General features: G+C 62.7%; 23 protein-coding genes. 15 read left to right on the top strand and 8 right to left on the bottom strand.

All coding sequences use genetic code 11. The features are described from left to right. Positions 1-18 precede the first annotated feature (18 nt). Positions 19-2061 carry an SUMF1/EgtB/PvdO family nonheme iron enzyme gene (locus OKW41_RS17560; protein WP_429573304.1) on the bottom strand — a complete coding sequence of 681 codons (2043 nt, stop codon included), beginning with the start codon at positions 2059-2061 and terminating at the stop codon, positions 19-21. Positions 2062-2372: 311 nt separating this feature from the next. Here OKW41_RS17560 and OKW41_RS17555 point away from each other — a divergent pair, with 311 nt between their 5' ends. The 9 genes from OKW41_RS17555 (at position 2373) to OKW41_RS17515 (ending at position 15072) form a co-directional block, all read left to right on the top strand. Then, positions 2373-2876, top strand: coding sequence for a DUF4399 domain-containing protein (locus OKW41_RS17555; RefSeq protein WP_429444311.1), 504 nt, complete (start codon positions 2373-2375; stop codon positions 2874-2876). A 46-nt stretch (positions 2877-2922) separates the two neighbouring features. Then, positions 2923-3360 (top strand): DUF4399 domain-containing protein, encoded by a 438-nt coding sequence (locus tag OKW41_RS17550; RefSeq protein ID WP_429444310.1) that lies wholly within the window; start codon positions 2923-2925, stop codon positions 3358-3360. A 251-nt stretch (positions 3361-3611) separates the two neighbouring features. Beyond that, complete coding sequence (locus tag OKW41_RS17545) at positions 3612-3893, top strand: hypothetical protein (protein ID WP_429444309.1); 282 nt, start codon at positions 3612-3614, stop codon at positions 3891-3893. Positions 3894-4242: 349 nt separating this feature from the next. Beyond that, positions 4243-5619, top strand: a complete 1377-nt coding sequence (locus tag OKW41_RS17540) for an efflux transporter outer membrane subunit (protein ID WP_429573303.1) — start codon at positions 4243-4245, stop codon at positions 5617-5619. A gap of 239 nt (positions 5620-5858) precedes the next feature. Further along, the gene (locus OKW41_RS17535) at positions 5859-8471 is read left to right on the top strand and encodes an FHA domain-containing protein (protein WP_429573302.1); all 2613 of its coding nucleotides are present in this window, start codon (positions 5859-5861) and stop codon (positions 8469-8471) included. Further along, positions 8449-9822, top strand: a complete 1374-nt coding sequence (locus OKW41_RS17530; protein WP_429444307.1) for an HlyD family efflux transporter periplasmic adaptor subunit — start codon at positions 8449-8451, stop codon at positions 9820-9822. Before OKW41_RS17535 ends, OKW41_RS17530 begins: the two co-directional genes overlap by 23 nt. Positions 9823-9859: 37 nt before the next feature. After that, a complete protein-coding gene (locus OKW41_RS17525; protein ID WP_429573301.1) occupies positions 9860-10612 on the top strand; it encodes a peptidylprolyl isomerase in 753 nt (250 codons plus the stop codon). Positions 10613-10651: 39 nt separating this feature from the next. Continuing rightward, a complete protein-coding gene (locus OKW41_RS17520) occupies positions 10652-13720 on the top strand; it encodes a peptidase domain-containing ABC transporter (protein ID WP_429573300.1) in 3069 nt (1022 codons plus the stop codon). Continuing rightward, positions 13717-15072, top strand: coding sequence for a sigma-54 interaction domain-containing protein (locus OKW41_RS17515; RefSeq protein ID WP_429573299.1), 1356 nt, complete (start codon positions 13717-13719; stop codon positions 15070-15072). Before OKW41_RS17520 ends, OKW41_RS17515 begins: the two co-directional genes overlap by 4 nt. A gap of 45 nt (positions 15073-15117) precedes the next feature. On the opposite strand, the gene OKW41_RS17510 is transcribed toward OKW41_RS17515, so the two are convergent. Then, on the bottom strand, positions 15118-15888 hold the full coding sequence (locus OKW41_RS17510; protein ID WP_184005175.1) for a PP2C family protein-serine/threonine phosphatase: 771 nt from the start codon (positions 15886-15888) through the stop codon (positions 15118-15120). Between the two features lie 5 nt (positions 15889-15893). Then, a complete protein-coding gene (locus tag OKW41_RS17505) occupies positions 15894-16181 on the bottom strand; it encodes a hypothetical protein (protein ID WP_090807566.1) in 288 nt (95 codons plus the stop codon). Between the two features lie 71 nt (positions 16182-16252). Here OKW41_RS17505 and OKW41_RS17500 point away from each other — a divergent pair, with 71 nt between their 5' ends. From OKW41_RS17500 to OKW41_RS17490, 3 genes are all read left to right on the top strand, one after another. Next, positions 16253-16384, top strand: coding sequence for a hypothetical protein (locus tag OKW41_RS17500; RefSeq protein ID WP_429573298.1), 132 nt, complete (start codon positions 16253-16255; stop codon positions 16382-16384). Between the two features lie 246 nt (positions 16385-16630). After that, on the top strand, positions 16631-17155 hold the full coding sequence (locus OKW41_RS17495; protein ID WP_429573297.1) for a lecithin retinol acyltransferase family protein: 525 nt from the start codon (positions 16631-16633) through the stop codon (positions 17153-17155). A gap of 40 nt (positions 17156-17195) precedes the next feature. Further along, positions 17196-17447, top strand: a complete 252-nt coding sequence (locus OKW41_RS17490; RefSeq protein WP_429573296.1) for a hypothetical protein — start codon at positions 17196-17198, stop codon at positions 17445-17447. Positions 17448-17451: 4 nt separating this feature from the next. On the opposite strand, the gene OKW41_RS17485 is transcribed toward OKW41_RS17490, so the two are convergent. Continuing rightward, positions 17452-18330 (bottom strand): LysR family transcriptional regulator, encoded by an 879-nt coding sequence (locus OKW41_RS17485; protein WP_429444301.1) that lies wholly within the window; start codon positions 18328-18330, stop codon positions 17452-17454. Positions 18331-18670: 340 nt separating this feature from the next. On the opposite strand from OKW41_RS17485, the gene OKW41_RS17480 reads away from it, so the two are divergent. Further along, positions 18671-19162, top strand: a complete 492-nt coding sequence (locus tag OKW41_RS17480) for a DUF4126 domain-containing protein (protein ID WP_429404199.1) — start codon at positions 18671-18673, stop codon at positions 19160-19162. Positions 19163-19227: 65 nt separating this feature from the next. Here the strand turns inward: OKW41_RS17480 and tehA are convergent, their stop codons facing one another. The 3 genes from tehA to OKW41_RS17465 form a co-directional block, all read right to left on the bottom strand. Further along, complete coding sequence (gene tehA, locus OKW41_RS17475; RefSeq protein ID WP_429573295.1) at positions 19228-20250, bottom strand: dicarboxylate transporter/tellurite-resistance protein TehA; 1023 nt, start codon at positions 20248-20250, stop codon at positions 19228-19230. A gap of 180 nt (positions 20251-20430) precedes the next feature. Further along, positions 20431-20781, bottom strand: a complete 351-nt coding sequence (locus tag OKW41_RS17470) for a response regulator (RefSeq protein ID WP_429573294.1) — start codon at positions 20779-20781, stop codon at positions 20431-20433. Positions 20782-20787: 6 nt separating this feature from the next. Then, complete coding sequence (locus tag OKW41_RS17465) at positions 20788-22308, bottom strand: RAD55 family ATPase (protein ID WP_429573293.1); 1521 nt, start codon at positions 22306-22308, stop codon at positions 20788-20790. 507 nt (positions 22309-22815) lie between these two features. Between OKW41_RS17465 and OKW41_RS17460 the strand changes: the two genes are divergently transcribed. Together OKW41_RS17460 and OKW41_RS17455 are read left to right on the top strand one after the other, a co-directional pair. Beyond that, positions 22816-23862 (top strand): phytoene/squalene synthase family protein, encoded by a 1047-nt coding sequence (locus OKW41_RS17460; protein ID WP_429573292.1) that lies wholly within the window; start codon positions 22816-22818, stop codon positions 23860-23862. 184 nt (positions 23863-24046) lie between these two features. Further along, on the top strand, positions 24047-24295 hold the full coding sequence (locus OKW41_RS17455; RefSeq protein WP_129961873.1) for a hypothetical protein: 249 nt from the start codon (positions 24047-24049) through the stop codon (positions 24293-24295). A gap of 274 nt (positions 24296-24569) precedes the next feature. Here OKW41_RS17455 and OKW41_RS17450 read toward each other — a convergent pair whose 3' ends face one another. After that, the gene (locus OKW41_RS17450) at positions 24570-24884 is read right to left on the bottom strand and encodes a DUF4148 domain-containing protein (protein WP_184024579.1); all 315 of its coding nucleotides are present in this window, start codon (positions 24882-24884) and stop codon (positions 24570-24572) included. Positions 24885-25290 lie beyond the last annotated feature (406 nt).

Here is a 25290-nt window from a genome sequence, read left to right as displayed (position 1 = left end):
AGCCAATCGACACGGCTTTTAGTGCAGATCCTTGACGACGCGAAAACCGTTCTGCGATTGGCGCACGCCCGCGCTGTATTTGAAGCGCGTCGCGCTGAGCATGTAGTCGCCGCCTTCGCGCCATGAGCCGCCGCGAATCGCGCGCATCTCGCAGCCGGGCGAGTCCCACGCGTGGCCATCGACGGGCGCGCCCTGATAGGTGTTGTGCCAGCAGTCGGCGGTCCACTCCCAGACGCCGCCGTTCATGTCGTACAGACCCAGCGGATTCGCGGCGAACGTGCCGACGTTTTCCGGGCCTTCCTTGTGCCACGGGTCGCCGCAGTCCTTGCAATTGGCGTTGCCCTTGCGCATCTGCTCGCCCCACCAGTACGCGGTCGTGGTGCCGGCGCGGTCCGCGTATTCCCATTCGGCTTCAGTCGGCAGACGGTACGGTTTGCCGGTCGTTTTGGCGAGCCACTTGACGTACTGCTGCGCGTCGTCCCAACTGAGATCACGCGCGGGTGCGGTCTTGATGCTATTGCTCTCCGGCGTCAGCTTCTGGCAGGCGCCGGCGGCGACGCACGCATTCCATTGCTCGACCGTCACGGGGAATTTACCGATCGCGAAGGGCGCGCCAATGCTCACGTGATGCACGGGCTTTTCCGACGGATCGTCGGTATTGCTGCCCATTGCGAACGAGCCGGCGGGTACCGCGACCATGACCGGACAGGCCGCGCAGTCGCGGATTTCACCGGCCGTCGGGGGATGAGCGACGGTCTTTTCGGCGAATGGCGCCGCGGCGGCCGTGGCGGGCGGCGTTGGCGATGGCGCGGCAGCGGGGCGCGGTGGCGGCGGCGGCGCGGCTGCGCTGGCTTGCGTCGCGGGATGCGTGACCTGGGCAGGCGGCGTGGGTGGCGCGACGTGACCGCTCTGCGTCGCGGGCGCGGCTGGCGGTGCAGCCGGCGCGGCACTCACCGCGGGAGTCGATGCCGCCGCGCGCAATCGATCGATACGCGCATGCGCGAGTGTGGCGAAGCGGCCATTCGGATAGGCCTTCAGATAAGCCTCGTAATCGGCAGGGTAGTTGCTGTCCTTGATCGAATCCCAGAACGTGATTTCGTATTGTTCGCCGCTTTCCTTGGGCATGATGCCGCGACTGCGCGGCGTGATGGCGCGACGCTCTGACGTATTCGACGACTCGATAGCGCTTTCGCCACTTGTGGGAATGGACGAACGCGCGACAGAGAGCCACGGTTGCTGCGTTCCGCGTGTAGCGGTGCGTACTTCGGCGCCGATCTGTCGGAACAGCGCGGCGAGCGATCGAGACGATGCGTCGGCGTCGTTGAGCGCTTGCAGCAAGGCATCGGTATAGACGCCATGCCGCGGACCGTCCGCCGCGAAACCGCCCGGTGCGGTTGCATAGGCAATCACGGTGTTGGCAGCGAACTTCGGTTTATCGATCGCAACCGCGGCGGCGGCAAATGGATTGTCGAGGCAGGTATCGAGAATCACGAGATTGAGCCGGCCGGCACGGGCGGATTGCATCGCATGCAAAACGGTATTCAGATCGACGCCGTTATTCAGTAGCGACACCGGCGCGCGGATATCGCCTCGCGCATTGAGTCCCGCCGGCAAAAGCAGCGTTTGTGCGCCTACCTGAATGCCGTGTCCGGCGAAATAGAACAGTCCGATATCGCCTGTTCGCAATCGTCGTTGAAATTCGCCGATGGCCGCGCGCATTTGCGGGGGCGTAGCATTCGTGCGCATGATGACTTCGAAGCCACGCGCACGGAGCGCAGCGCCGATTGATTCGGCGTCGCGCGGCGCGTTGGCGCGGATCGGGTCAGTGGCGTCACCGTACTCGCCATTTCCGATCACGAGCGCGACACGCCGTAAATGCGTGTCGTCGCGTGACGAAGCAAAGGGTGAAAGGAGCAAAGCGGTGTCCGCCGGCCGCGCCGGATGACTCGCTACCCACGCCGGGCTCGGCTCGATGTTTTCACGTTGCGTCGCGGCACCGGCACTGTCCCACTGCGCCTGGATTGCCCCAACCATGCACACCAGCAGGAATCGTCTCCACATCTTTATATCCTGTTTGTACCGGACAGAGTTCAGGCATTCGTGAACCACGCTCGCCTGCCTGCGCTCTTTATTAACGATAGCACGCGCTTTGCGTCACAACTGTCCGGGAGTCCTTAACGCGTCATACGGTTAACGAGCATGGCGTATCTTTTTGGCAAGTTACGTCCTAAGCTGATTCACAAATTCACGTCACACGGCCGTTTTAACTAGGTGGCTGCCTGCCGGTTTCGACCCGCGACATGCCGCTCGAACACCCGGAAGGTCATCGATAGCCGGGCCCCAGCCATGACTCCTGTTCGGGAGAGTGCGCTATGCGAAGAACCCGTGTTTCCTTTCTTTTCGGCAGTCGTGATCCGGCGCAAGCGCGTTGCGGCGGATTACGCGCGGCGGTGTGCGCGACGCTCGTCGCGGTCTGCCTCGGTATCGGTACTGGCGGCGTTGCGCGCGCCGAGCAGACGCCGTCACCGCCGGGGGCCGAGGAGTACATCATCTGGCCGTCGGATGGCGCGGTGATTCACGGCGGCAAGCTGTGGGTGCGCATGGGGCTGCGCAATATGGGCGTGTGTCCGAAGGGCGTCGCGTTTCCGAATACCGGCCACCATCATCTCCTGATCGACACGGATTTGCCCGCGCTCGACCAGGAGATTCCATCGGATCGCCAGCACCTGCATTTCGGCGCGGGCGAAACCGACGCGCGCATCGAGTTGCCGCCCGGCAAGCACACGCTGCAGCTGATTCTCGGCGACCATCATCACGTGCCGCACGTACCGCCCGTGTATTCGAAGAAGATCACCATCACCGTGCTAAAAGACTAACGCGATCCGTTCGTTAGAACTGGTCAAGCCGGAACGGAGAGTCCTGATGAATAAGATGATTGCGGCCGCGGCATTCGTCGCAGCGGCGTTGGCGACATCGACCGCGCCGCAGAGCGCGTGGGCAGCGACGCCGTCGCCGCCCGGCGCCTACGCGTACATCGGCTATCCGAATGATGGCCAGGTGGTGCCCGCCAATAAGCCGTTTCGCGTGTGGTTTGGTCTGCGTTTCATGGGTGTCGCGCCGAAAGGCGTCAAGTACCCGAACACCGGCCACCATCATCTTCTGATCGATAGCGATCTGCCGCCGATGGATCAGGAGATACCCTCGGATCGTCATCATTTGCATTTCGGCGCGGGCGAAACGGAAACGATGATTCAATTGCCGCCAGGCAAGCATACGTTGCAGCTGTTGATGGGCGACGACATGCATATGCCGCACAACCCGCCGGTGTATTCGAAGAAGATCACGGTGATCGCGCGCTGACTGTCATCACGCAGCCAACAATGTCGCGTGCGCTGTTGGCTCCGATCCACCATTCACTGGTCTCGCTTCGCCGCTCGTCAGCGTCGGGACAGCGGGTGCGATCTTCCTGGCCTTTGCTACAAGGCGTTCAGGACGCGAATGACGAAAGCAAGGCACTCCTGGCATAGCCCATGCATCAGTAGCGCCCGAGCAGACAAGTTGCTCGAACCCGACGCACAACGATGCGCTTTCCGATTCCCAGGAGATTTGCCATGAACACGCTGATGATCAAGGACCTGTCCAACACCGAACAACTCGACAGCAAGGCGATGAGCACCGTGCGCGGTGGCAACGGCTACTACTGCCCGATGCCGTCGTACCTCAGCTACGCGCCCGTCTATGCGCCGAGCAGCATCAAGAACGTCTCCACGACGCAGATGATCAACACGGAAATGAACATCCAGAGCGCGAACGGCAACAACTCGGCGCTGGTCAGCGGTACGACCACCTACATCCAACCGACCATTTACTCGAGCAACGTCAACAACGGGTAGTGAGCGGCGCACGCGCGGCCCGGGCGGCCGCGTGTGCGTGCCCCAACACGCGCGTCGCTCAAAAAGACCGCTAATCCAATCGTCCTTTCCACGCATCCTTCGCGTATCCGCCGCTCCCCGCTTCGACTTTTCCGCCGCTTCATTGCCGAAGCCGCGCGGAAGCGGCTCGGGCTGAAAAACCGGGCATCTCGCGCGAAACAGGCGGGTGCAACTGGAGACCACCGTGTCAGCATTGCCGGAATCAGCGTTCGCTTCGTCGTGTGATTCGCTGGACCTTCAGCGGGTTCCTGCTGAAGCCAGGACGCCTCGCCGCATAGCCCGTGTGCTAAGCGGGATCTGCGCGGCAACGATGTGCGCTTTAGCAGTGAGCGCGTGCGTCGACGTCAGCATGCCGGCTTATCAACGCCCGGACACGCCGGCCAAGACATCGTGGTCGGATCGCAATGGCGCGCCGGTATCGGCCGCGGAGACGATCGAGCGCGACTGGTGGAAGGGCTTCCAGGACCCGTACCTCGATACGCTGATCGACAAGGCGATTGACGGCAACTTCGATATTCGGGTGCTGGCCGCGCGTATCGAAGTCGCGCACACGCAGATCAGCGAGACAGGCGCGGCCGCATTGCCGACGGTGGACCTCGGTGCCGGCGCCGACTACACGAAGACGACCGGCCAGCCTTTGACGAAGACGTACAACCTCGCGCTGCAGGTGAACTGGGACATCGACATCTGGGGCAAGGTCGAAAAAGGCGTGCAGGCGCAAAAGGCCGAATTCCACGCGAGCGAGGCGGATTGGCGCGCGGGGTATCTCGAACTCGTCGCGAATGTGGCCAGTACCTATTTCCAGATCCTGCAATTCGACGACCAGATCGCACAGCAGCAAAAGACCATCGCCACGAACCGGCAAATCCTGGCGATCTACGAAGGCCAGGCGCGCAATGGGCTCGTGCCGCAAACGCAGGTATTGCGCCAGCAGGCGGAGATCAACCGGCTCACCAACGATCTCTATGATCTGCGCCGATCGCGGGCGGTCTCCGACAACGCGCTATGCACCTTGCTCGGCGTGCCGGCCGGCGAATTCCATGTGCCGCAGGGGCATTTACAGGAGCGCGTGAAATTGCCGAGCGTGCCAGATGGTTTGCCCGCGCAATTGCTGTCGCGCCGCCCCGACGTGGTGGCGGCCGAATTCAGGGTGCTCGAGGCCTATGACCTCGTCGGTCAGTCGAAGCTCGCGCAATTGCCGAGCATCGGCCTCACCGCGCAAGGCGGCACGGCAAGTTACGCGCTTAACCAGCTGCTGAAGTCGTTCACGTTCGGCCTGATGCCGAGCATCAATTTTCCGCTGTTCGATCCGGGCGTGCGCGCACATGTGAAGGTGACCGAGGCGCAATCGAAAGTCGCCGAGCAGCAATATCGCGTGGCCGTGATGGGCGCATTCGAGGAAGTGGAGAACGCGCTCGTCAATCTGAGTGCGCATAAGGCGCAGCACGCGGAATTGCAGCAGCAGGTGTCGCGCCTGCAGATCGTCGCTGATCAGATCCAGTCGCAACTGCGCCTTGGCGTCGTGTCGCAACTCGAAGTATTCGAAGACGAGCGGACCTTGCTGGAGGCGCAACAGGCGTTGCTGGAAAACCACCAATTGATTCTGTCCGACACGGTAACGCTTTATAAGGCGCTCGGCGGCGGATGGCCAGGTGTCGACGTGCAAGCGCAGGTCAAAGAGAAGTAACGAAACATTGAGCTAATCCACGAGTTGGCGTACCGCGCGGGTATTTCGTCGGCTGATGGCTTATCCGCGGTCTTCTCATCCGGCGATATCCAAATTGACACTCTCGATGCGTGACTTACAATCCTTTAGGGGTCAGCGTTTGCGTGGCTCTTCACGACAATATCGTTGCGCCGTTGTTCTTCGTCCAGTTCGCCCCGCGTTCCCGCCGCGGCAGGTAAACGCTTAGCGATCCAGATAAAATGGCCACCGGCGAAGCTCCGATTGCTGAAATGCGCGTGACAGTGGACGCTGCCTTCGACGTGGTGTTGTCACCGGTTGCCTGCGCGCAGCGCCCCGCGCTCGACACCATTCGCATCGTCGACAACCTGTTCGCCATCGGCCGCAGCGAAGCGCCGTTCAGCGACTATCCCGCACAATGGACCGCCGCTCTCTCGCGCCGACATGCGCGCATTTTCATCGAGCATGGCGCGATTTATGTTGCCGATCTCGGCAGCAAGAACGGCACGACGGTCAACGGCATCGCGGTGCGACAAACCCCCGCGCGGGTACGCGCCGGCGATGAACTCTGCTTTGGCGGTGAACTGCGCTATCGCGTCGGCATCGAGCCGCGCGCGCGCGTCGTCACGGGTGGAAGTGCTTCTCCCCTCATCCATCTATTGCTGGTGCCGCAGCGCGATGACCTGGGTCTGCAACCGGTCGACGTGCTGGCTTTTCCATTTCTGGTCAGTAAGACGGACGAGGTCTTCTCGCGCTACAAAGACCGTTACCCGCACCAGGTCAATTACATTTCCCGGCGCCATGCGCACCTGTTTCTGAAGGGCGGCGAGCTCTATGTCGAGGATCTCGGCAGCACCAACGGCACGTTCGTGAATGGACAGCGGATCGGCGAATCGGCGCTTGCACTGGCGGACGGCGACGTCGTTGCATTTGGCGGCGACCACTTCGTCTACAGGGTGTCGCTACAGAACTCCGCCGACGTCGATCCCACCGTGACCCAGCTCTCTCTTCAGCCCGCTGTCGACAGTGCCGCCGATGCCGACAAGACAACCTTCGTCGGCACTGCGCATTCGTTTCTCGACATCTTTTGCGTCGATCCAGCGCTGCAACGCGAAGACGAAGTGAATGAAGCGGCGCAGCCGGGCTCCGCGCGCGCGAAGCGTGACGGAGTAGGGACGGCAAATGGCGCGCAGGGCGCCAAAGGTGCGCAGGCGGGGCATCCCGCCGATACGAGAGACGGCGCGAACGAAAGAAGCGGCAAAGCTAAAAGCGCGGCAAGAGGTAAGCCGCGTCGCTGGAAGATGGTCGCCGGCGAACTCCACAAGGCGTTAGCGGACGGCGAGCGCACCAACGTGCGGCGCGCGGCGGCACGGGGCGCAGCGGGTATCGCGATCGTGGTTGCGCTTGGCGTGGGCCTTTATCTGCACGGTTCATCGGAACGGGAGTTGAAGAGCCTGCTCGCGAGCGGTGATTACTCGAGCGCTCTCACGATGGCGCGCGGCTATCTGGCCACGCATCCGGCGGACACGAAAATCAGCGCGCTCGCGAGCGAGGCGTTGTTGAAAGCGAACTTGCCGCGCTGGATCGAAGCCGTGCAAAAAGCGCAGTTCGACCAGGCCGATACGCTGCTGAAGAACATGAGGGCGCTGAGCGGAAATGACGCCGATGCCGCGTCGCTGGTCGGCGAATTGCAATGGGTCGGCGATCTCGAACGCTTCGTCACGGCGCGTGGCGGCGTCGACGCGCCGATCCGCATGTATACGGACGAAGCGACGATCAACGGACTGCTGCACCGCTGGGACGACGACGCGACGAGTCACCAGCGCGCGCTCGATCGGATTGCGAGTTACGTGCCGGTCTTCGCGGAGCCCTACGCACACACGCTCAGCCATCTGCGCAAGCTCGAAAGCGACGATTCGGTGTACGTCGCCGCGATCGATCGGCTCAATGGCGTAATTCATACCGAACTTTCGCGCGACAAACCCGACGCGCTGCCGCCGGTACTCGACGATTACGCGCAGCGTTATCCGCGGCTCGCGGGGCTCGATAGAGTGCGCGACGACTTGCGCCAATACACCGGGTTGCTGAATGCCGCGTTGAGCCGTCAATTGACGTCATTGCTGGCGATGATGAAAACGGTGCGCTTCAGCACGCCGCCGTTTCAGGCGCAATTCCAGCAGCTTGCGTCTACACGCTTGCCGTCGGCGGACATCGTTCAACGGCAGGACGCGGTCGATGCCGCGTGGCAGCGCGGCGACGCGCAGCAGGCGCTGAACGATTTGCAGTCGATGCCGGCGAGCCCGTGGTCCGATGTGCTCGCGGCCGAAGCGACGCACAAGAAGGCGTTGTCCGATCAATACAACGATCTGCGGAAAACGCGTGGCGGGAAAGATTACGACCAGCGTCTGCTGTCGTTCTACGCGAGCCTCGATCCGCGGACCGACGCATGGTTCGTGCAGGCGATCCAGAAAGACGTGGCCGCATTGCATGACAAGGCACTCGCGCATGCGCAAGATCTGCTGGTGCGCGCGCAAAGCCTGTGGAAAGAGTACCGCGCGAACGGCCCGATCGGCGGCACGCAGCGGCTCGAAGCCGGCATCTCGCCGGGCTTTCGCAACGAGGCGCGTCTGCTGAGCGACGCGCAGACAGCGGCACGCCAGGGCATGCGCATCTATACGCAGTTGAAGGCCGATCATCCCGCCGACTTCGATCGCCTGCTCGCGGATATCGAAGCCGAAGCGAGTTTGCAGCGCCGCTCGTTGACCGAGTTGCGCATGGTGCTGGACCCTGGGCTGCTGAAAGCGAAGCTCGCGTTGATTGGAGGCGATCAGAGTGAAACGCGATCCTCACCCTAGACCGTTGTCGGAGGCGCTCGAAGATCATAGCGTCGAAGGCATTGCGATTCTGACGTCCGAGCCGGTGCGGATTGCGCGCGCGCTGATCTGGGCGATGGTCGCGCTCGTCGTGTCGGGTTTGCTGTGGTCGTTCGTCGGCCGCGCGGATGTGATCGTTAGTGCGCCCGGCACCTTGTCGCCGGAATCGGAGGTGCGGCGCATCTATACGCCAATCGACGGCGAACTCGCGGATCTGTATATCGCCGAGGGGCAGCCGGTGTCGAAAGGCGACGTGCTCGCGCGGCTCAATGCGCGCGGTGTGATCGAGGCAGCGAGCAACGCGTTACAGGCACAACTGAAACTCGAAGACGCCGAACGCGAATGGAAGCAGTTCCCGGAGAAGAAGGAGTTGATGGAACGCAAGGCCGCGTCGTTGAAGGCGCAACTCGAAGTCGAGGAGCGCTTGCACGAGAATCGCGTTTCAGAAGGCACGACGAAGCTTGCCGAAGGGCAGAAGGCCGAACTCGACGAAGCGCGCAGCTCGCTCGACAACGCGCGCCGCACGCGCGAAGCGGCGAATCAGGAACTCGATCGCTATTCGCGGCTGTTCGCGCAGCCGGGCGGCGGTGGCATTGCCGAATTACAGGTCGAGCAGAAACGCACGGCCGCGCTCGAAGCGGATAACGCTTACCGTGTCGCGCAGTCGAAGCTGGCCGAGCTCGACTTTCGTCTGAGCCATGAATACGCGCAGGCCAATGCGCAACTGGCGACGAGCGGCCAGCAAAGCACCGATCTGCAGCTGCAATACGATCAGGCGGTGCGCGACATCACCGATGCGGAAGACAAATTGCGCGTGCAACTGCAAAGCGCGCGCCTCGAAGCCGATGCCGCCGCGCGGGTGCGTTTCGAGAACATCGATAAAGACAATTTCTTGCTGATTCTCGCGCCGGTTTCAGGCGTGATCACCGACGTCACGTCGACGCAGCGCGGCGACAAGATTCAGGCGAATGCACCGCTCGGCGGCATTGCGCCAAAAGACGCGCGGCCCGTGCTGAAGATCGAAATCTCCGAACACGACCGCGCCTTTCTGCACGTGGGCCTGCCCGTCAAATTGAAGTTCAACGCGTTTCCTTACCAGCGCTACGGGTTGATCAGCGGCACGCTCGCATATATCTCGCCGGCCACGAAGCCATCCGCGCAGGACAAGCAACCGGTCTACGAAGGCCGTGTCACGCTGGACAAGGACTACTACCAGGTGGCCGGCACGCGTTATCCGCTGCGTTACGGCATGACCGCCAATGCGGAAATCGTCGTGCGCGAGCGGCGCCTGATCGACCTCGGTCTCGATCCGTTCAGAGAGGTGGCGGGTTGAGCGCGCGAATCAAACATCCACGGAAGGAGCCGGGCAAATGACCGCGATAGTGCGTATCGATGACGAAGTCGTGGACGTGGACGAGTTCATTCGTCTTCTGAAACTGACCGGCCAGTTCGAGAGCCTGATCGAGCAGATCGTGCGCGACAAGCTTACCGTCCATGCGGCGAAGAATCAGGGCGTCGCCGTCAGCGCCGACGAAATCCAGCAGCGCGCGGACCAGTTTCGCCGCGTGCGCGGGCTGCATCGCGCGGCGGACATGAATCATTATCTCGACGCGCTGCACGTGAGCCTCGACGAATTCGAGGCGTTCATTACCGACGGGCTTTATCAGGAGAAGATGCTCGACGACATCGGTAACGACGCGGCGATCCATGATTACTTCGCGCTGAATTCACCGAAGTTCGACGCGATCGAAGTCAGCCATATCGTGCTCGATAGCGAAGGCAAGGCTAAGGAAATGATCTCGTACCTGCACGACGACCCCGACGCCTTCGGCGAGATGGCGCGCGAGCATTCGATTGCCGATACGCGCGAGTCGGGCGGCGTGATCGGCAAGGTACTGCGCGGTTCGCTGAAGCCCGATATCGAGGCGAAGATCTTCAATGCGGCGGTGGGCGATCTGCTTGGGCCGTTTCCGTCGGCCGACCGTTCGTGTTTCGAGATCTTCGCGGTCACGGCCAAATATCCGGCCACGCTCGATGCCGACGTCGCCACCGAAATCCGCCGTTTGCTGCGCGAGAGCTGGCTCATTGCCCGCGCCCAGGAACACGTGATCGAAGCGCGCTAGTGCCCGACCAGCGCCCGATAAAGCGAGGCTCACCGATACATGGACGCCCTCCCGACCGCGCCATCCGCGCCTTCCACCGCCGAATTTCTCGCTTCGGTGGAGATCCTGTCGCCGTTCTCGCGCGACGAAATCGAGCGGCTTGCCGAGTACGCGCAGGCAAAGTTCTTTTCGTTTGGCGAAACGGTGTGCTCGGCCGGTGAAGTGGCCGAAGGTCTCTATGTGATCCGCTCGGGCACCGTACGTATCTTCACCGAGGAGCACGGCAAGGAAACCAGCATGGGCGTGCGCAAATCGGGCGAGATCTTTGCCGACATTGCGATGTTGCGCTCGTACGTTCACGAAGCGTCGGTGCGTTCGTCGGGCAAGACCGAAGTGCTGTTCATTCCGCGCAGCGCGATCGAACCGGTGATGGCGGGCAACGCCGCCGCGTTGGCGTTCGTCGCCAGCTATGTGGCGATCAATTCGGCCGGGGGCTTCGTCGCGCAATTGTTCGATCTGCGCGGCAAGCTGAACAAGGCGGAACTCGAAGAGTACGTGCGCAGCGTCGGCGCAAAACGGGTCGCTGCCGGCAAGGAGATTCTGAAACAGGACGGCCGCGACGACAGGCGGCTTTATGTGGTGCGGCAAGGCCAGGTGCGCATCGTGCGGCAGGAGGAGGGCCACGCCTATACGCTCGCGACGCTCGGCAACGGGGAGATATTCGGCGAGAAGGCGTGCCTGATGCGCCAGGAACAGATGGCATCGGTCGTTGCGACCACCGACACGCGGCTGCTGGTCATCCCCGAGCGCACCGTTCATTTCATTCTCGAGCGCAATCCGAAACTGCGAGAAGTGCTCGACGAGCGCATCCGCTATGGCGACCGCGAATTGCAGCGGCAAAAGCGGCTCGAACAGCGACGCAAGCTGCCGTTGATGCTCGACCTGCAGAGCAAGCCGGAACTCGGCGAGAAGATCATCCGGCGTTTCGCGCTCGTCGAGCAGGCCGAGGAGATGGATTGCGGCGCCGCGTGTCTCGCGATGATCTGCCGCCATTACGGCATTCCGATGACGCTCGGCAAATTGCGCGAACTCGCGAACGTGACGACGCAGGGTGCGACGCTCGACAGCCTCGCGCGCGCGGGCGAGTCGCTCGGCTTCACGACGCGCGGCGTGCAATGCACGTTCGATTCGCTGCGCGGCTTCGATCTGCCGTTCATCGTGCATTGGGAGGGCTATCACTATGTGGTCGTGTACGGGCTGTCGAAAGACTATGTCTGGGTGGCGGACCCGGCACTCGGTTTCAGAAAGCTGAGCGTCGAAGCTTTCGAACGCGGGTGGAGCGGCACCTGCCTATTGTTTACCGGCGGATCGCAGCTGCTGCAGATGTCGGCCGAGCGCTCGCCGTGGATTCGCTTTATCGGCTATCTGAAGCCGTACCGCACGATACTCGGCTATCTGTTTCTGGCGACCTTCGTGATTCAGGTGCTCGGCGTGATTCCACCGCTGATCATTCAGAACATCCTGGACGGCGTGATCGTGCATCAGAATGTCAGTCTGTTGCATATGCTGATCGGCGGGCTCATCATCTCCAATGTCTTCACGCAGTTGATGTCGACGATTCGCGCGTATCTGGCGAACTTCATGGTTCGCAACATGGACTTCGCGATGATGTCGCAGTTCTTCAAGCATACGTTGTCGCTGCCGTTCTCGTTCTTCGCGAAGCGCAAGACCGGCGATATCTTCGCGCGCTTTCAGGAAAACCAGACGATCCGCGCGTTCCTGACCGAATCCACCGTGACGACCGCGCTGAATCTGCTGATGATCTTCATCTACTTCACGATCATGTTCGTGTACAACGTGAAGATGACGCTGGTGTTGATCGCGTTCGTAATTCCGATCATGGGACTCACGGTGATCGCGACGCCGAAGATCAAGGGCTACGCACGCGAGGTGTTCACGGCGTCGACCGAGGCGAAGTCGTTCCTGATGGAAGCTCTGTCGGGCGTCGAGACCGTCAAGGGCATGGGCATCGAGCGGCCGGTACGGTTGCGCTGGGAGAAGAAATACGCAAAGGCGCTCGAATTGCAGTATCGCGCGCACGCATTCAATATTCTGGTCGGCTTTGGCAGTCAATTGCTGAATGCGGCAACGACGATTGCGATTCTTTGGGTCGGCGCGAATCTGGTACTCGCGCGTGAGTTGACGATCGGTCAGCTGATCGCGTTCAATGCATTCATGGGCAGCGTATTGAGTCCGCTGATGGGTCTCGTCGGCTTGTGGAGCATGCTCAACGATGCGGGTGTCGCGATGGAACGGCTCGGCGATGTGCTCGATATCGAGCCCGAACAGAAGCCGCAGGATTTGCCCTCGCGCGTGATGCTGCCGGAGCTGCAAGGCGAAATCAGCCTGCAAGGCGTGTACTTCCGCTATGGCGAAGAGGATTCCGCTTATGTGCTGGAGAACATCAGCTTCGATATCAAGCCGGGTGAACTGGTCGCGATCGTCGGGCGCAGCGGGTCGGGAAAGACCACGCTCGCGAAGCTGCTGGTTGGCTTCTATCAACCGAGCGAAGGGAAAATGACGATCGACGGCTATGACTCCGGCGTGATCGACAAGACTTATTTCCGCGCGCAAATCGGCTACGTGATGCAAAGCAATCTGCTGTTCTCGGGCACGATCGCCGAGAACATCGCAAGCGGGGACGACGCGCCGGAGCGCCGCCGCATCGAGGAAGTCGCGAAAATGGCCGACGCGCACGGCTTCATCAGCAAGATGCCGCTCGGTTATGAGCAGATCGTCGGCGAGCGCGGCATCGGTTTGTCGGGCGGTCAAATCCAGCGGCTTTGCATTGCGCGTGCGCTGTATCACGATCCGCGTCTGCTCGTGTTCGACGAGGCGACGTCGGCGCTCGACTCGCAATCGGAAAGCAATATTCTCGGCAATATGCACGACATCCTGAAGGGCCGCACGGCGGTGATCATCGCGCATCGGCTCAGCACGATCATGCGCGCGGACAAGATTCTCGTGCTGTATGAAGGCGCGATCGTCGAACAGGGCCGTCACGAGGAGCTGATCCAGCGCGGCGGCATGTACTATCAGCTCGTGCAGAAACAGTTGAGTGCATCATGATGAAGATACTCGACCAGATTGAAGAGGCGAGCCCCGCGATATCGTACGCGGGACTGATCGAGCGGATCGAGATCCTGCGCTCCACGTTGCGCTGGTCGTCGCGGCTCGAACGCGCTGATATCGACAAGCTGCTGAGACAGGCCACGTCGTTGCGCGACGAAGTGATGCAGCTTTCGCACAAGGAGCGCTTCGTGCAGGCGGCCACCGCGGGCGAGCCGCAGACGAGCGCGGAGCAATCGCGCGGTGCGCGCCGCAAGGCACTACTCGAACGCAGCTTCATTTTCGAGGGCACGTTCGGCGACAACCCGCATTTGCTCGAATCGCTCGAAATCGCGGAAAAAGCGGCGCCAACCGATTTGCCGGTGTTGATCGATGGAGAAAGCGGCACCGGCAAGGAGCTGATGGCGAAAGTGATTCACGCGAATGGCGCGCGTGCGGACAAGCCGTTCATTTCGGTGAACTGCGGCGCGATTCCGGAAAATCTGCTCGAATCCGAACTATTCGGGCATCGCAAGGGCGCATTCACCGGCGCGTCGAACGACCGCAAGGGCAAATTCGAAAGCGCGCATACGGGCACGATCTTTCTCGACGAAATCGGCGAGTTGCCGCTCGCGGGCCAGGTCAAGCTGCTGCGTGTGCTCGAGGCGCACGAGATTCAACGCGTCGGCTCCGACGAAACGATCGCGGTCGATACGCGCATCGTCGCGGCGACCAATCGCAATCTGCGCAAGCTCAGCGAGGAAGGCCGGTTTCGCGAGGATCTGTTCTACCGGCTCAGCGTGATTCACGTGACGTTGCCGCCGCTGCGCGAACGGCGCGACGAAATTCCGTTGCTGATTGCGTGGTTCGGCGACGAAGCGGCGGGCACGCTGAAACGCCGGCCAGTCAGGTTGACGCCGCGTTTGCGGGACTTTCTATTGAGCTACGCGTATCCGGGCAACATTCGCGAATTGCGCAACGTGATGTACCGCATCTCATGTCTGGCTGCAGACATGGCCGACGTCGAGCATTTGCCGCTCGATATGCGACCCGCCGCACCCGGTTCGGCGGCGGCGCAGGCGGAGGGCGGACAGGCGAGCGGCGAGCAGCCGATCAGCGTCGCGAATCTGATGTCGTTGAGCGACGCGAAGCGGGCGGCTAGCGACGACGCCGAGAAAGCGTTCCTCGAACGCGGACTGCGTGAAGTCAGCGGAACCGTCGCCGAACTGGCGCGGCGCATCGATATGAATCGCTCGCACTTGCAGATGCTGCTGAAAAAGCACGGCCTGCACTCGAAGGATTTCCGCAATCGCAATGCGCCGCCCACGAAGAACGGTGCGAACGAGCGCGACGAGGAAGACGACGAAGGCTGAGTGAAGGACCACTGAACGCTCGGTGAAACGCGCGCCTGAAGATCATCAAGGCGCCGGGTTCAGCAAGGTCTTGTCCGCCGCATTCGGGTCCTGCGCTTCGACGACCACTGCGGTGATGTTGTCGCGCCCGCCGCGCGCGAGCGCGAGGTCGACGAGTTCGCAACATGCGTTTTCGCGCTCCGCCGTGGTCAGCACGTCGGCGATCTCGTCGTCGCTCAGTTCGTTGCTGAGACCGTCGCTGCACAACAGGAACACGTCGCCGTCGGCGACTTCGATCGCGTCGTCGTCGAGTTCGAGCGAATCCGTTGCCCCGACCGCGCGCGTGATCATGTGTTGCGCGGGATGATGGCGCGCCTCTTCGTCGGTGATGACGCCGAGCGAGCGCAGCTCCTCGACCTGACTGTGATCGCGCGTCAGTTGCCGCAATTGCCCCGCGCGGTAGAGGTAGATGCGGCTGTCGCCGGCCCACACGTAGCCGCAGAAGCGATCGCATGCAAGCAGCACGACCACGGTGCTGCCGATGCGCTGCACCTGGCGGCGCGCGGCTTCGTCGCGCAATTGACGGTTCGCGGTTTGCAGACGCGCGCGTACATCGGCGATCAGCATTCTGAGGCCGTGCGGCGCCGCCAGTTGAGTCAACGCGTCGATCACGGTGCGGCTGGCAACGTCGCCGACCGCGTGACCGCCCATCCCATCGGCGACAGCCCAGCGTCCCGCTTCGGGCTCGTCGAGGCAGGCATCTTCGTTGATTTCGCGGACCCGTCCCGTGTCGGAACGCGCGGACGACGTCCAGCGAAATTGGCTCTCGCATGTCACAACGGCTACACCATATCGTTTCGGTTGCGTGCGTCCGGAGACACGGTGAGGTTCGCGTTCGCGCCGGTGTTGCGTACGTCGACCGACTGGAACTGGTTGATCATCTGGTTAGCATAGAAGTTGTTGGAGACCTCGTACAAATTGACCACCGGCCCAATGCTCGGCGTTTGCGGCACGTACGGCTGAATCCAGCCATAGATCCATGGTGCGCCGCCGCCGCCGCGAATCGCCGCCATCGCTTTGCGATCGAGCGCGAGGTTCAGCGAGAGGTCGTTCAATTTGATGCAGGACATATCGTTCTCCGGTTGGCCGCGTGCGCAATGCGCGCGGCTGAATGGACTCTGCACCACACGGTGCAAACGCCATGCCAATCGGGGGCGGATTCGACGCGAAGCCCGCGGCGCGTGGACTGGCGCGGCTTGGCGGCTTTACCACGAACGCGGTCGATACGATCAGTCGGCTCGCGGCCAACAAGCCCACGTTCGAACAGGTGTGAGACCCAACACATTCAGCGGGGTCCCACGGGTTCTCCATCCAGTTGAAATCAACCCGCGACACGGCTCGCAAATGAGCGTCGCACACCAACAGAGCAGCGCGATTTCTGTTGGTCCCGTCCTGACATCTACCTCTTCAGAAAACCGCTCAATCGGCCGTCAACCCTGTAAACAGGGGTTTTCCGGCGCCTGGCCCGGATGATGCAAAAGCTGTCGCAACAGTGTTGGAAATGCGAACGAGGCCAGCCATGAACACCCAAACGCTCGATACACGCGACGACGACCCGCAATCCGCAGCCGCTTGCGACACCACCGCATCATCGACGATCGATCTGCCGATCGGCGCGCACCTGGTCACGCAACGCAACGGCTACGAACATCACGGCATCTATGTCGGCAACGGCCGCGTCGTGCACTACTCGGGCTTTGCGGCCTCCGCGCATCGCGGACCGGTCGAGGAAGTCGAACTCGCGCGCTTCGCCGCCGGCCATTCGCTGTCGGTTCGCGCGACGCCGAGCGCGATCTACGTCGGCACCGATGCGGTGCGCCGCGCGCGCTCCCGCCTCGGCGAAAACCGCTATCGCCTGCTGACCAACAACTGCGAACACTTCTGCGCGTGGTGTCTGCTCGGCGAAAGCCGCAGCGAACAGGTGCATTGCTGCTTGCGCCATCCGAGCACGGGCATGCGCGCACTGCTGTGCTTCGTGAAGGCGTTTGTCGAGAGCGGGGCGAGAAACGAACACCGCGTGGCGCAACTCGCGCAAGTCGCGTGAACGCAGCGCGTCAGGAACGGGACGATTCGAGGAGAACATCATGATAGCCGCAGAAAAAAGCTTGCACTGGGTCGTCGACAAATGGCTCGCGCCCACGCCGTCGATGCCCGCGCGCGTGGTGCGGTTCTGCCATCGCGCGTCGCAACAGCAACGCTATGTATGTGTGCAGGCGTTGAAGCCGGAAGGATTGCTGTCGATTTTCTTCTTCCGCCACGGCGACGGTTCGTGGAACGTGTTCCCGCCGCAAGCCGAGCGGCCCGCGATGAACGGGTATTGCCGCACAGCCGCGTAGGAACTCATGCGTGACCCGCCGCGGCCGCTTCCTTGGCGAGCCACTGACTGAACAGCAACATCGCCGGCGTCATCGGCTTGCCCTTCAGGCAGGTCAGCCAGTAACTGCCCGCCTTGACCTCGACGTCGAACGGGCGCACCAGACGCCCGGTATTGATCTCCCTTTCGAACATCAACGCAGGCACGAGCGCGATGCCCGCGCCCTGTATCGCGGCTTCCACCATCAACCGCGACGAATCGAACACCGGTCCGCGCACCGGCCGCGGCGCGATGCCCGCGGCCGCGAACCAGTTCATCCAGTCGTCCATGCGGTACGAGCGCAGCAGCGTTTCGTTGGCGAGATCGTCGGGCCGTGCGAGGCGCGCGGCGATCTCGGGCGTGCAGAGCAGCGCGAGCGGCGCGTCGAGCAGTTTGGTGGCGAGCGAGCCGGGCCACGTGCCGTCGCCGAAACGGATCGCGAAATCGAGGCCCTCGGTCGCGAGGTCGACGAGGTTGTTATTGGTCAGCAGCCGCAGCTCGACGAACGGATGCGCGTCGCGAAACGACTTCAGGCGCGGCATCAGCCAGCCGACCGCGAACGTGCCGACCACACCGACCGTCAGCACCTCGTGAAAATGCCCGCCGTCGAACTGCTTGAGCACCGCCTCGATACGATCGAACGCGTCGGACAGCACGGGGCGCAGCGCGAGCCCTTCGTCGGTCATCGCGAGGCCGCGCGGCAAACGCTTGAATAGCGCGGTGCCGAGCCGCTCCTCCAGCGAGCGGACCTGCTGGCTGACCGCGGCTTGGGTCACGTTCAGCTCTTGCGCCGCGCGCGTGAAGCTCAGATGCCGCGCGGACGATTCGAACGCGCGCAGCGCGTTCAGCGGAAGATACGGTCTCATGGTGCAGATACAAGATTTTCTTGTGAGTGGGCTAACTTATCACCATCGGCCCACTTCGCCGACTCCCTGTCTGTTATTCGCCAGTCGAATTGTGCGACACTAGGGCCACATCGACGGGGGCAATCGCATGCCCGGCGCCGCGCCAGACGTGCGATGGCGGGTCGGCAATGAAGAGCCGGCAATTGTGAGCAACGGTGAACGGCCGCCACGGATTGCCTCGATGTAGGTGGTGAGAAGTTGACTGTCCAGATGGAATGCTCGACATGTTCTGCCGACGTTCGTCCAGGTAAGCCGTCGGCTCGTGCAACCTTGCATCATTGCCCTCGATCGGGAGTCCGCTATGTCCGTGTATGTTCTGGCCTTGCTGATTGGCGTCGTCGCCGGCCTTCGCGCGATGATCGCCCCCACCGCCGTCAGTTGGGCCGCGCGTCTGGGATGGCTGCCGCTGCAAGGCACATCGCTTGCGTTCCTCGGCTTCGCGGCCACGCCGTATATCTTCACCGTGCTGGCGGTCATCGAACTGATCACGGATCAATTGCCCGAAACGCCGAGCCGCAAGGTGCCGCTGCAGTTCGGCGCGCGAATCGTGCTCGGCGCGCTGAGCGGCGCGGCGATCAGCGGCGCGCATGGCGGCCTGGCGGGCGGCATGATCGTCGGGGTGGTGGGCGCGGTGGTCGGCGCGGTAGGCGCGGTGATCGGCACGCTCGGCGGGGCGAAGGTGCGCAGTTCGCTCGCCAGCATGTTCGGGCGCGATGCGCCCGCGGCGTTGATCGAGGACGTGGTCGCGATCGTCGCGGCTGCGTTGATCGTCGTGTCGTTGCACGGGTTCTGACATAAACGCAAAAACGCGGCGGGACGCTTTGCGCGTCGCCGCCGCGTTCGGTCGCTGCCCGCAGCTTATCGAACCCGGGCGATTCGCGCGGCCGTCGTGACTTGCGTGACCGGCGCCGCCGCCGTCGAACTCGCCGCCACGGGCGGCATCAGCTTGCCTTGCACGAGCAGCTGAAGCGTCTTCACGACCAGAATCGCGATGATCGCGTTCGCCACCACGAACAGAACCGGTGCCGCGAATTCGATCGGACCCGTCGCGCCGCGTTCGACAAGACGCAGCGCCATCGTCGGCAACGCCGCTACGCCGAAGCTGAACGCCCAGTAGCCGGGCACGAATGCCTGTTGGCGGATCCACGGCAGCAAACGCAGCAGCATCAGCGCCTGATAGAGACCGTAGCCGAGCAGCGCGTAGGCGAACAGATCGGGCGTGCCGCTGGTGAGGCTCAAATACGCGACACCACCGACGACTGGCGGCGCGAGTTGCACGCCGAGGGTCGGGCGCAGCGCTTCGGGCAGCGGTTCATGCACGGCGGCGCGATGCAGGATCATCGATTCGAGCGCGAGCCACGCCAGCATGCCGCCGCCGAAAAACAGCTCGCCCAGTTGATGGAAGCCGAATGCGGCCGAGCTCGCCGCCGCGACGAAGCCCGCTCCGACCGTCGGCAGATAGATCGCCGGCGTGGTCAGTTCGGGCTTGCGGCCGCCTTGCCACAGCTTGCCCTGTAGATAGACGCCGAGCCCAAGTTGCGCGATCGCCGCGATGCAGTACAGCGTCAGCGCGAGGGTATGCGCGTACGGCTGCAGCAGTTGCGCGGCAAGCAGCGTGGAGATCGGCGCGAGCGCGACGAACGAAGACTGCACCGGATGGTCCAGTTCGGCGCGTGCATCGGCGGTCCGTGCGAACCACTTGTGCGCGTAGGCGAACAGAATGATGACCCAGACGGCGAGCGCCGCGATCGTCACCACGCTGCCGGCGACGGCCGGCAAGTGCCACAGGCGGATTGCTACGCGCCACAGGTTGGCCAGCGCCAACGAACCCACCGCGATGCTCAAGAAGCCAGCGGGAACCGCACCACGATTGCTGTTCATGACGACCTCCGAAAGTTGCGTCGCGCTGCGGGTTGCTGGCCATGCGCGATCGATGGCCTACTGTAAAAGGCCACGGAGAATCGCAGAACGCTGCAAACGCTCGACAAATGGCGCGAGCGTCTCAAGCTGTGTTTTAGCGGGGGGAAGGGGCAGAGAAGGCGGGGGCAGGAAGGGCGGCCGTCAACCACCCATGCGCACCAGCATGGCCAGCAGCTGGTCGAACGAAAGCGGCTTGCGCGTGTAGGCAAAATGTGGATTCGGCTGCACCGGAATGTCCGATGCGGCACTGCACAGGATGATCGGAATGTCGCGCAGCTCTGGGTCCTCATACAGCGCCGCGCACAACTGGATGCCCGACATGACCGGCATCATGCAATCGGACACGATGATAGCGGGCCGGCTCGAACGGACCAGTTCGAGCGCGACGGAGCCGTTCGACGCCGTCCGTACCGCATAGCCGTGTCGTTCCAGCAGCAGCCGCCACACCGTGAGGATGTCGAACTCGTCGTCCACCACCAGAATGGTTTTCATGGGCGGCTAGGTTTTTCGCCGCAATTGCAGCGTGGCCGACAGGCCCGGCGTCGATTGGATGCCCGCGGCGCCGGGCGAGCCGTCGATCACGTCGAGTCCTTGCGACGAAATCGACAGTTCGCGCAGTGACGTGTCGTGCGCGCTTTCGCGTTGCTTCACCACCGAAATCACGCGCCGCAGTCCGCCTTCGGTCTCGGCGTAGCGCAGCAGCACGAGGTTTTCGGTCAGCGCCGACACGCGCACGGCCTTCGCGTGACCCGGATCGCTGTACAGCGGCAGCTCCTCCGTGACGAGCGTCGTGATGGCCGCTTCGCGCAACTGATGCAGCAGTGCGTTCAGGAACAGGCCGAAGCGCTCGGTACGCAACGCCGAATCGCGAAAGCCCTCGACGCCGTCGATCACGATGCGCGTCGCGCCGGTCTGCTTGACGGTGGCGAGCGCTTTCGACGCGATTTCATCGACCGCGAGTTCGATCGCCGGCTGCCAAAGCACCATCAGACGACCGTCCTGCCACGCATCGGCAAGCGCGATCGACACCGCTTCGGCCTTGCCGATGAGTCTCTGCGGACCCTCGTAGAAGCCGAGATACACGCAACGCTCGCCGCGTGCGAGACCGGCCGCGAGGAACTGCAGGCACAGCAGCGTCTTGCCGACGCCCGACGGGCCGATCAGCGTGGTCGTCGAGCCTTGCGCGAAGCCGCCGCCGAGCAGGTTGTCCAGATGCGGCAAGCCAAAGCCGAGCCGGGCTTTCAGATCGACGGGGCCCGCTTGCTCCGCGCACTGCGCTTCGAGGCGCGGGAACATCAGCAGCCCGCTGCCGGCGATGCGGAAGAAGTGCTTGCCCATCAGATGATCGCGCGCGCGCATCTTGTGCACTTCGATTTCGCGCGCGCGCCGCATGCCGTCGTGATAGCGGTTCAGCTCGATCAGACCATCCACCAGCGTGTGCTCGGGATGCGACTCGTTGCCCGACAGCGGCGCGAGCAGCAGTGTCGTGCAGTCCATCGCGGCGACCAGCGCGTTCAGCTCGTGGATGAACTTCGACAGCGACAGCTCAGTTTCGCTGAATTCGCGCGCGCTGCGAAAGCCGTCGATGATCATCAGGCTCGGCCGGTAGTCATAGATGCTCGACGCGATCAGCTTCAGGAAACCGTCGAGTCCGTCCTGCATCAGCTCGTGATAGCCGGACACGAACAGCATCTGCTGCGCGACCGCGGCTTCGTCGAAAAAGCTCAGGCCTTTCAGGTGACCGAGCAGCTTGTCGTGCGATTCGGCGATCAGCGTCATGTACAGCACTTTCTCGCCTTGCCGCACCCGATGAAAACCGATCTGGCTCGACAGGATCGTCTTGCCGGCGCCGGCCCTGCCCTCCAGTAGATAGACGCCACCGCTCACCAGACCGCCGCCGAGGATCTCGTCGAAACCGGGCACGCCGGTTTCGACATTGCGTCGCGCCGCGTCAGGCCGGGCCGCGTCAGGTCGCGCCGCGTCGGACGGGCGAGACGTGTTGGATGCGTCGGTAGTCATTGTCGATGTGTCGTTCAAAGTGCAAGCGACGGCCTGGTCGTAACCGTCCTGTGCTCAACCCCGTCGTGGCAGCAATCCCCATTCCCGATCGCGAGCGACAGTGTCCCGCGGCGTGAAATGCGGGGAGTCTATCCGGCAACGCGTGCCCGGCGAACGGCGTGTGCTCGACAGGGCCGCGTGAGAGGGCGAAAAAGGCCGGCGGCGAGGGGCCCGGTGGATGCGGTATGAGTGGGGAGTGAAGTGCGGTGGCCGGTCGAACTTGCAAACCGATGCAATGAAACGGAAAGGCGAGCGCTTCGCTCATACGGCGCCGCAGGATGCGGTCGAGGCTGCCGATCACATAGGTCAGGTGCAGGTTCGAACGGCGGCTGCGAATGGCGCCGGCTTCGGCGGACGGCTTCTGATGCTCGTTCATGGTGTACCGGGTGACGCGCCTCGCCGTATACAATTCGGCAGCGCCTGATCCCAGCGGGCTTTCACCCGCCTATTTGCCAACCGATCCAACCCATGCCGAATCCGACCCGGGCCTTTCTTCTCGGCCCGCTCCTGAAAGGCGTTTCACGCTCCTTCTATCTGACCCTGCGCGTGCTGCCCATCGGCATGCGCGATCCGATCGGCCTTGCGTATCTGCTCGCGCGCGCTGCCGATACGATTGCGGACACTTCGCTGATCGCGCCGGGCCAACGCCTCGAATTGCTGCTCGCGTTGCGCGATCAGGTCAATGGCGTGGCCGTCGACAGCGCGCCGTTCCAGCGCATCGCCGCGGAAGTCGCGGGTCAGCAGGCGCAGTCGGATGAAAAGCTGCTGCTCGAATCGTTGAGCCCCGCGCTCGACGTGCTCGCGCAACTGAGCGAGTCCGACTGCCACTCGGTGCGCGCGATCGTCACGACGCTGACCGAGGGCATGGAATTCGATCTGCGCACGTTCCCCGACGAACGCTCCGGCCAGCTCGAGGCGCTGCGCGAATACGACGAACTCGATCGCTATACGTATCTGGTCGCGGGCTGCGTCGGCGAGTTCTGGACCACGATGACTTACGCGCACATGCCGGGCACGCTGAAAGAACAGCCCGACACGATGAAGCCGCGTGGCGTGCGTTTCGGCAAGGCATTGCAGCTGACCAACGTGCTGCGCGATTGCGGAAAAGATTTGCGCATCGGCCGCTGCTATCTGCCGCAGAGCATGCTCGAGCGCCACGGTCTGAGCGCGCGCGATCTGCTGCAACCGGCCAATTCGATGCGCGCGCGGCCGCTGCTCGTCGAACTGCTGCGCAAGACGCTCGATCATTTCCGCGCGGCGCTCGACTATACGCTCGCGATTCCGGTGAGCGCGGTGCGTTTGCGGCTCGCCTGCCTGTGGCCGATCCTCATCGGCCTCGACACCTTACTGCTGCTCGCGGATAACGACGCGTGGCTCGATCCGGCGAAAGTGTCGAAGGTGACGCGCCATGACGTGTATCGGATCATCGCGTCATCGCTGCTGCTGGTGCCGTCGAATGCGCTGGTGCGCCGTGCGATCAATAGCCGCATCGCGCGGATCGAAACTCGGCTGTAGGCGTAAACGCCTACGATTGCGCGCACAGTCACGCGCATCGAATAAAACTGAATCGCTTCAATGCACTACGAATCGCCGGCAGTAGCCGCGATTTATTCTGGATCATTGAATCTTCAACAATCGGGAAAGCCCCAGGCCACTGCATTCGCGCTTCACGTTAGTCTCTTCGAAAAGGAGGCGACCCATGCGACAAGCGTTCAATATTGCGTTGGTGCTTTTGCTTGGCTATCTGATGGCGGATCGCGCGTTGATGCGTGCGCAGGCGGGCGAGGTCGGCACGATTACGTGTCACCAGGGCGCGGCGCTCGTCAAATCGGACGCGTTGAAAAAGGGCTTTGGTGACGCTGGCGCGAGCGCGCAGAGCGAGAGCTTCCTGTCGAGTTGCCTCGTGACCGGGCGCGGCCAGGTCGGCAATCTGATCGCACGCGACTGAGCGCGGGCAGCTGAGAATTCATCGCGGCGCATGCAGAGCGGCGCGAAAAAGCGCCCAGACCGTGAAGGCCTGGGCGAAGTCATCGGGAGCCCGATGACGGAGGTAACCACATATGAACTGGCCCGCGCTCGGAGATACCCGAGTCGCGGGCCAGTTCATTTGAATCGGGGTGCGCGTCGCAAGGACGCGCTATTTGGAAGTGCTCGCGGTTCGTTTCGCCGCAGGGCTTCGTGGCCACACAGCTGCGCTTGACGAACCGCCTGCCATCTACCGCTTACTGACCGAAGTAGACCGACTTCGGGCCACTCGTCGGAGCCGCATGGCTCGTTTGCGACGTACCGCTCACCACACCACCGAAGCCGGTAGCGGCCTGACCGACGCCGTTTTGCGCGTCGACGCGGGCTTGCGCAGCCTGGATGTCAGCCGGGTAGTGCGGGTCGGCGTGACCAGGTTGATAGCCGGCCTTTTCCAGTTGGATCAGCTCGGCGCGTACTTGAGCGCGGGTCACGGGCTGGTTGGCTTGCGCGAACGCGGCGACCGGAGCGGCGACAGCGACGGCGATGACAACGGCTTGAATCAGCGATTTCATGATACTTACCTCCAGTTCAGGGTTTTATCTTGCTGCGAACTTGCTTGTTCGTAGTCAGTGATTGCATTGTAATTTGGCGAACTGGACAGAGTAAGTCGTGAGATAGGTAATGTTGTTGCGAAAATTGATATAAAGCGACGGAGCTTTTAGGGTTAACACGTAAACGTGTGTCCGGTGTCACAGGACATGAAAACTATGCGAGGTCGGTGAACGACTGCTGCCACAGTTCGTGATTGATCCGGGCGGTCGAGTACAGGGGCAAATCCAAATCGCGTCATCGACGACGTGACGTCTGAGCCGCTCCCCTCGTATCGGCGACTTCCCGTCATGCCGGCGAGATTCGGGCACCCTGCAGTTAAAGTATCTGCGTCTGTTGCCGATATGCCGTGTGAGCGCCGACCCGTCA

It is taken from the genome of Paraburkholderia sp. UCT70 (assembly GCF_050434085.1).
GTDB classification, from domain to species: Bacteria; Pseudomonadota; Gammaproteobacteria; order Burkholderiales; family Burkholderiaceae; genus Paraburkholderia; species Paraburkholderia tuberum.
This window is presented reverse-complemented; position numbering and strand designations above follow the sequence as displayed.

Bases quoted from the DNA above. Each gene is read 5' to 3' on its own strand.
- OKW41_RS17470 (WP_429573294.1), bottom strand. From the start codon at position 20,781: ATGAAAACCATTCTGGTGGTGGACGACGAGTTCGACATCCTCACGGTG.
- OKW41_RS17490 (WP_429573296.1), top strand. From the start codon at position 17,196: ATGATAGCCGCAGAAAAAAGCTTGCACTGGGTCGTCGACAAATGGCTC.
- OKW41_RS17515 (WP_429573299.1), top strand. From the start codon at position 13,717: ATGATGAAGATACTCGACCAGATTGAAGAGGCGAGCCCCGCGATATCG.
- OKW41_RS17455 (WP_129961873.1), top strand. From the start codon at position 24,047: ATGCGACAAGCGTTCAATATTGCGTTGGTGCTTTTGCTTGGCTATCTG.
- tehA (WP_429573295.1), bottom strand. From the start codon at position 20,250: ATGAACAGCAATCGTGGTGCGGTTCCCGCTGGCTTCTTGAGCATCGCG.
- OKW41_RS17535 (WP_429573302.1), top strand. From the start codon at position 5,859: ATGGCCACCGGCGAAGCTCCGATTGCTGAAATGCGCGTGACAGTGGAC.
- OKW41_RS17465 (WP_429573293.1), bottom strand. From the start codon at position 22,308: ATGACTACCGACGCATCCAACACGTCTCGCCCGTCCGACGCGGCGCGA.
- OKW41_RS17500 (WP_429573298.1), top strand. From the start codon at position 16,253: ATGCCAATCGGGGGCGGATTCGACGCGAAGCCCGCGGCGCGTGGACTG.
- OKW41_RS17505 (WP_090807566.1), bottom strand. From the start codon at position 16,181: ATGTCCTGCATCAAATTGAACGACCTCTCGCTGAACCTCGCGCTCGAT.
- OKW41_RS17525 (WP_429573301.1), top strand. From the start codon at position 9,860: ATGACCGCGATAGTGCGTATCGATGACGAAGTCGTGGACGTGGACGAG.
- OKW41_RS17495 (WP_429573297.1), top strand. From the start codon at position 16,631: ATGAACACCCAAACGCTCGATACACGCGACGACGACCCGCAATCCGCA.
- OKW41_RS17545 (WP_429444309.1), top strand. From the start codon at position 3,612: ATGAACACGCTGATGATCAAGGACCTGTCCAACACCGAACAACTCGAC.
- OKW41_RS17485 (WP_429444301.1), bottom strand. From the start codon at position 18,330: ATGAGACCGTATCTTCCGCTGAACGCGCTGCGCGCGTTCGAATCGTCC.
- OKW41_RS17460 (WP_429573292.1), top strand. From the start codon at position 22,816: ATGCCGAATCCGACCCGGGCCTTTCTTCTCGGCCCGCTCCTGAAAGGC.
- OKW41_RS17555 (WP_429444311.1), top strand. From the start codon at position 2,373: ATGCGAAGAACCCGTGTTTCCTTTCTTTTCGGCAGTCGTGATCCGGCG.
- OKW41_RS17520 (WP_429573300.1), top strand. From the start codon at position 10,652: ATGGACGCCCTCCCGACCGCGCCATCCGCGCCTTCCACCGCCGAATTT.
- OKW41_RS17550 (WP_429444310.1), top strand. From the start codon at position 2,923: ATGAATAAGATGATTGCGGCCGCGGCATTCGTCGCAGCGGCGTTGGCG.
- OKW41_RS17540 (WP_429573303.1), top strand. From the start codon at position 4,243: ATGTGCGCTTTAGCAGTGAGCGCGTGCGTCGACGTCAGCATGCCGGCT.
- OKW41_RS17450 (WP_184024579.1), bottom strand. From the start codon at position 24,884: ATGAAATCGCTGATTCAAGCCGTTGTCATCGCCGTCGCTGTCGCCGCT.
- OKW41_RS17560 (WP_429573304.1), bottom strand. From the start codon at position 2,061: ATGTGGAGACGATTCCTGCTGGTGTGCATGGTTGGGGCAATCCAGGCG.
- OKW41_RS17480 (WP_429404199.1), top strand. From the start codon at position 18,671: ATGTCCGTGTATGTTCTGGCCTTGCTGATTGGCGTCGTCGCCGGCCTT.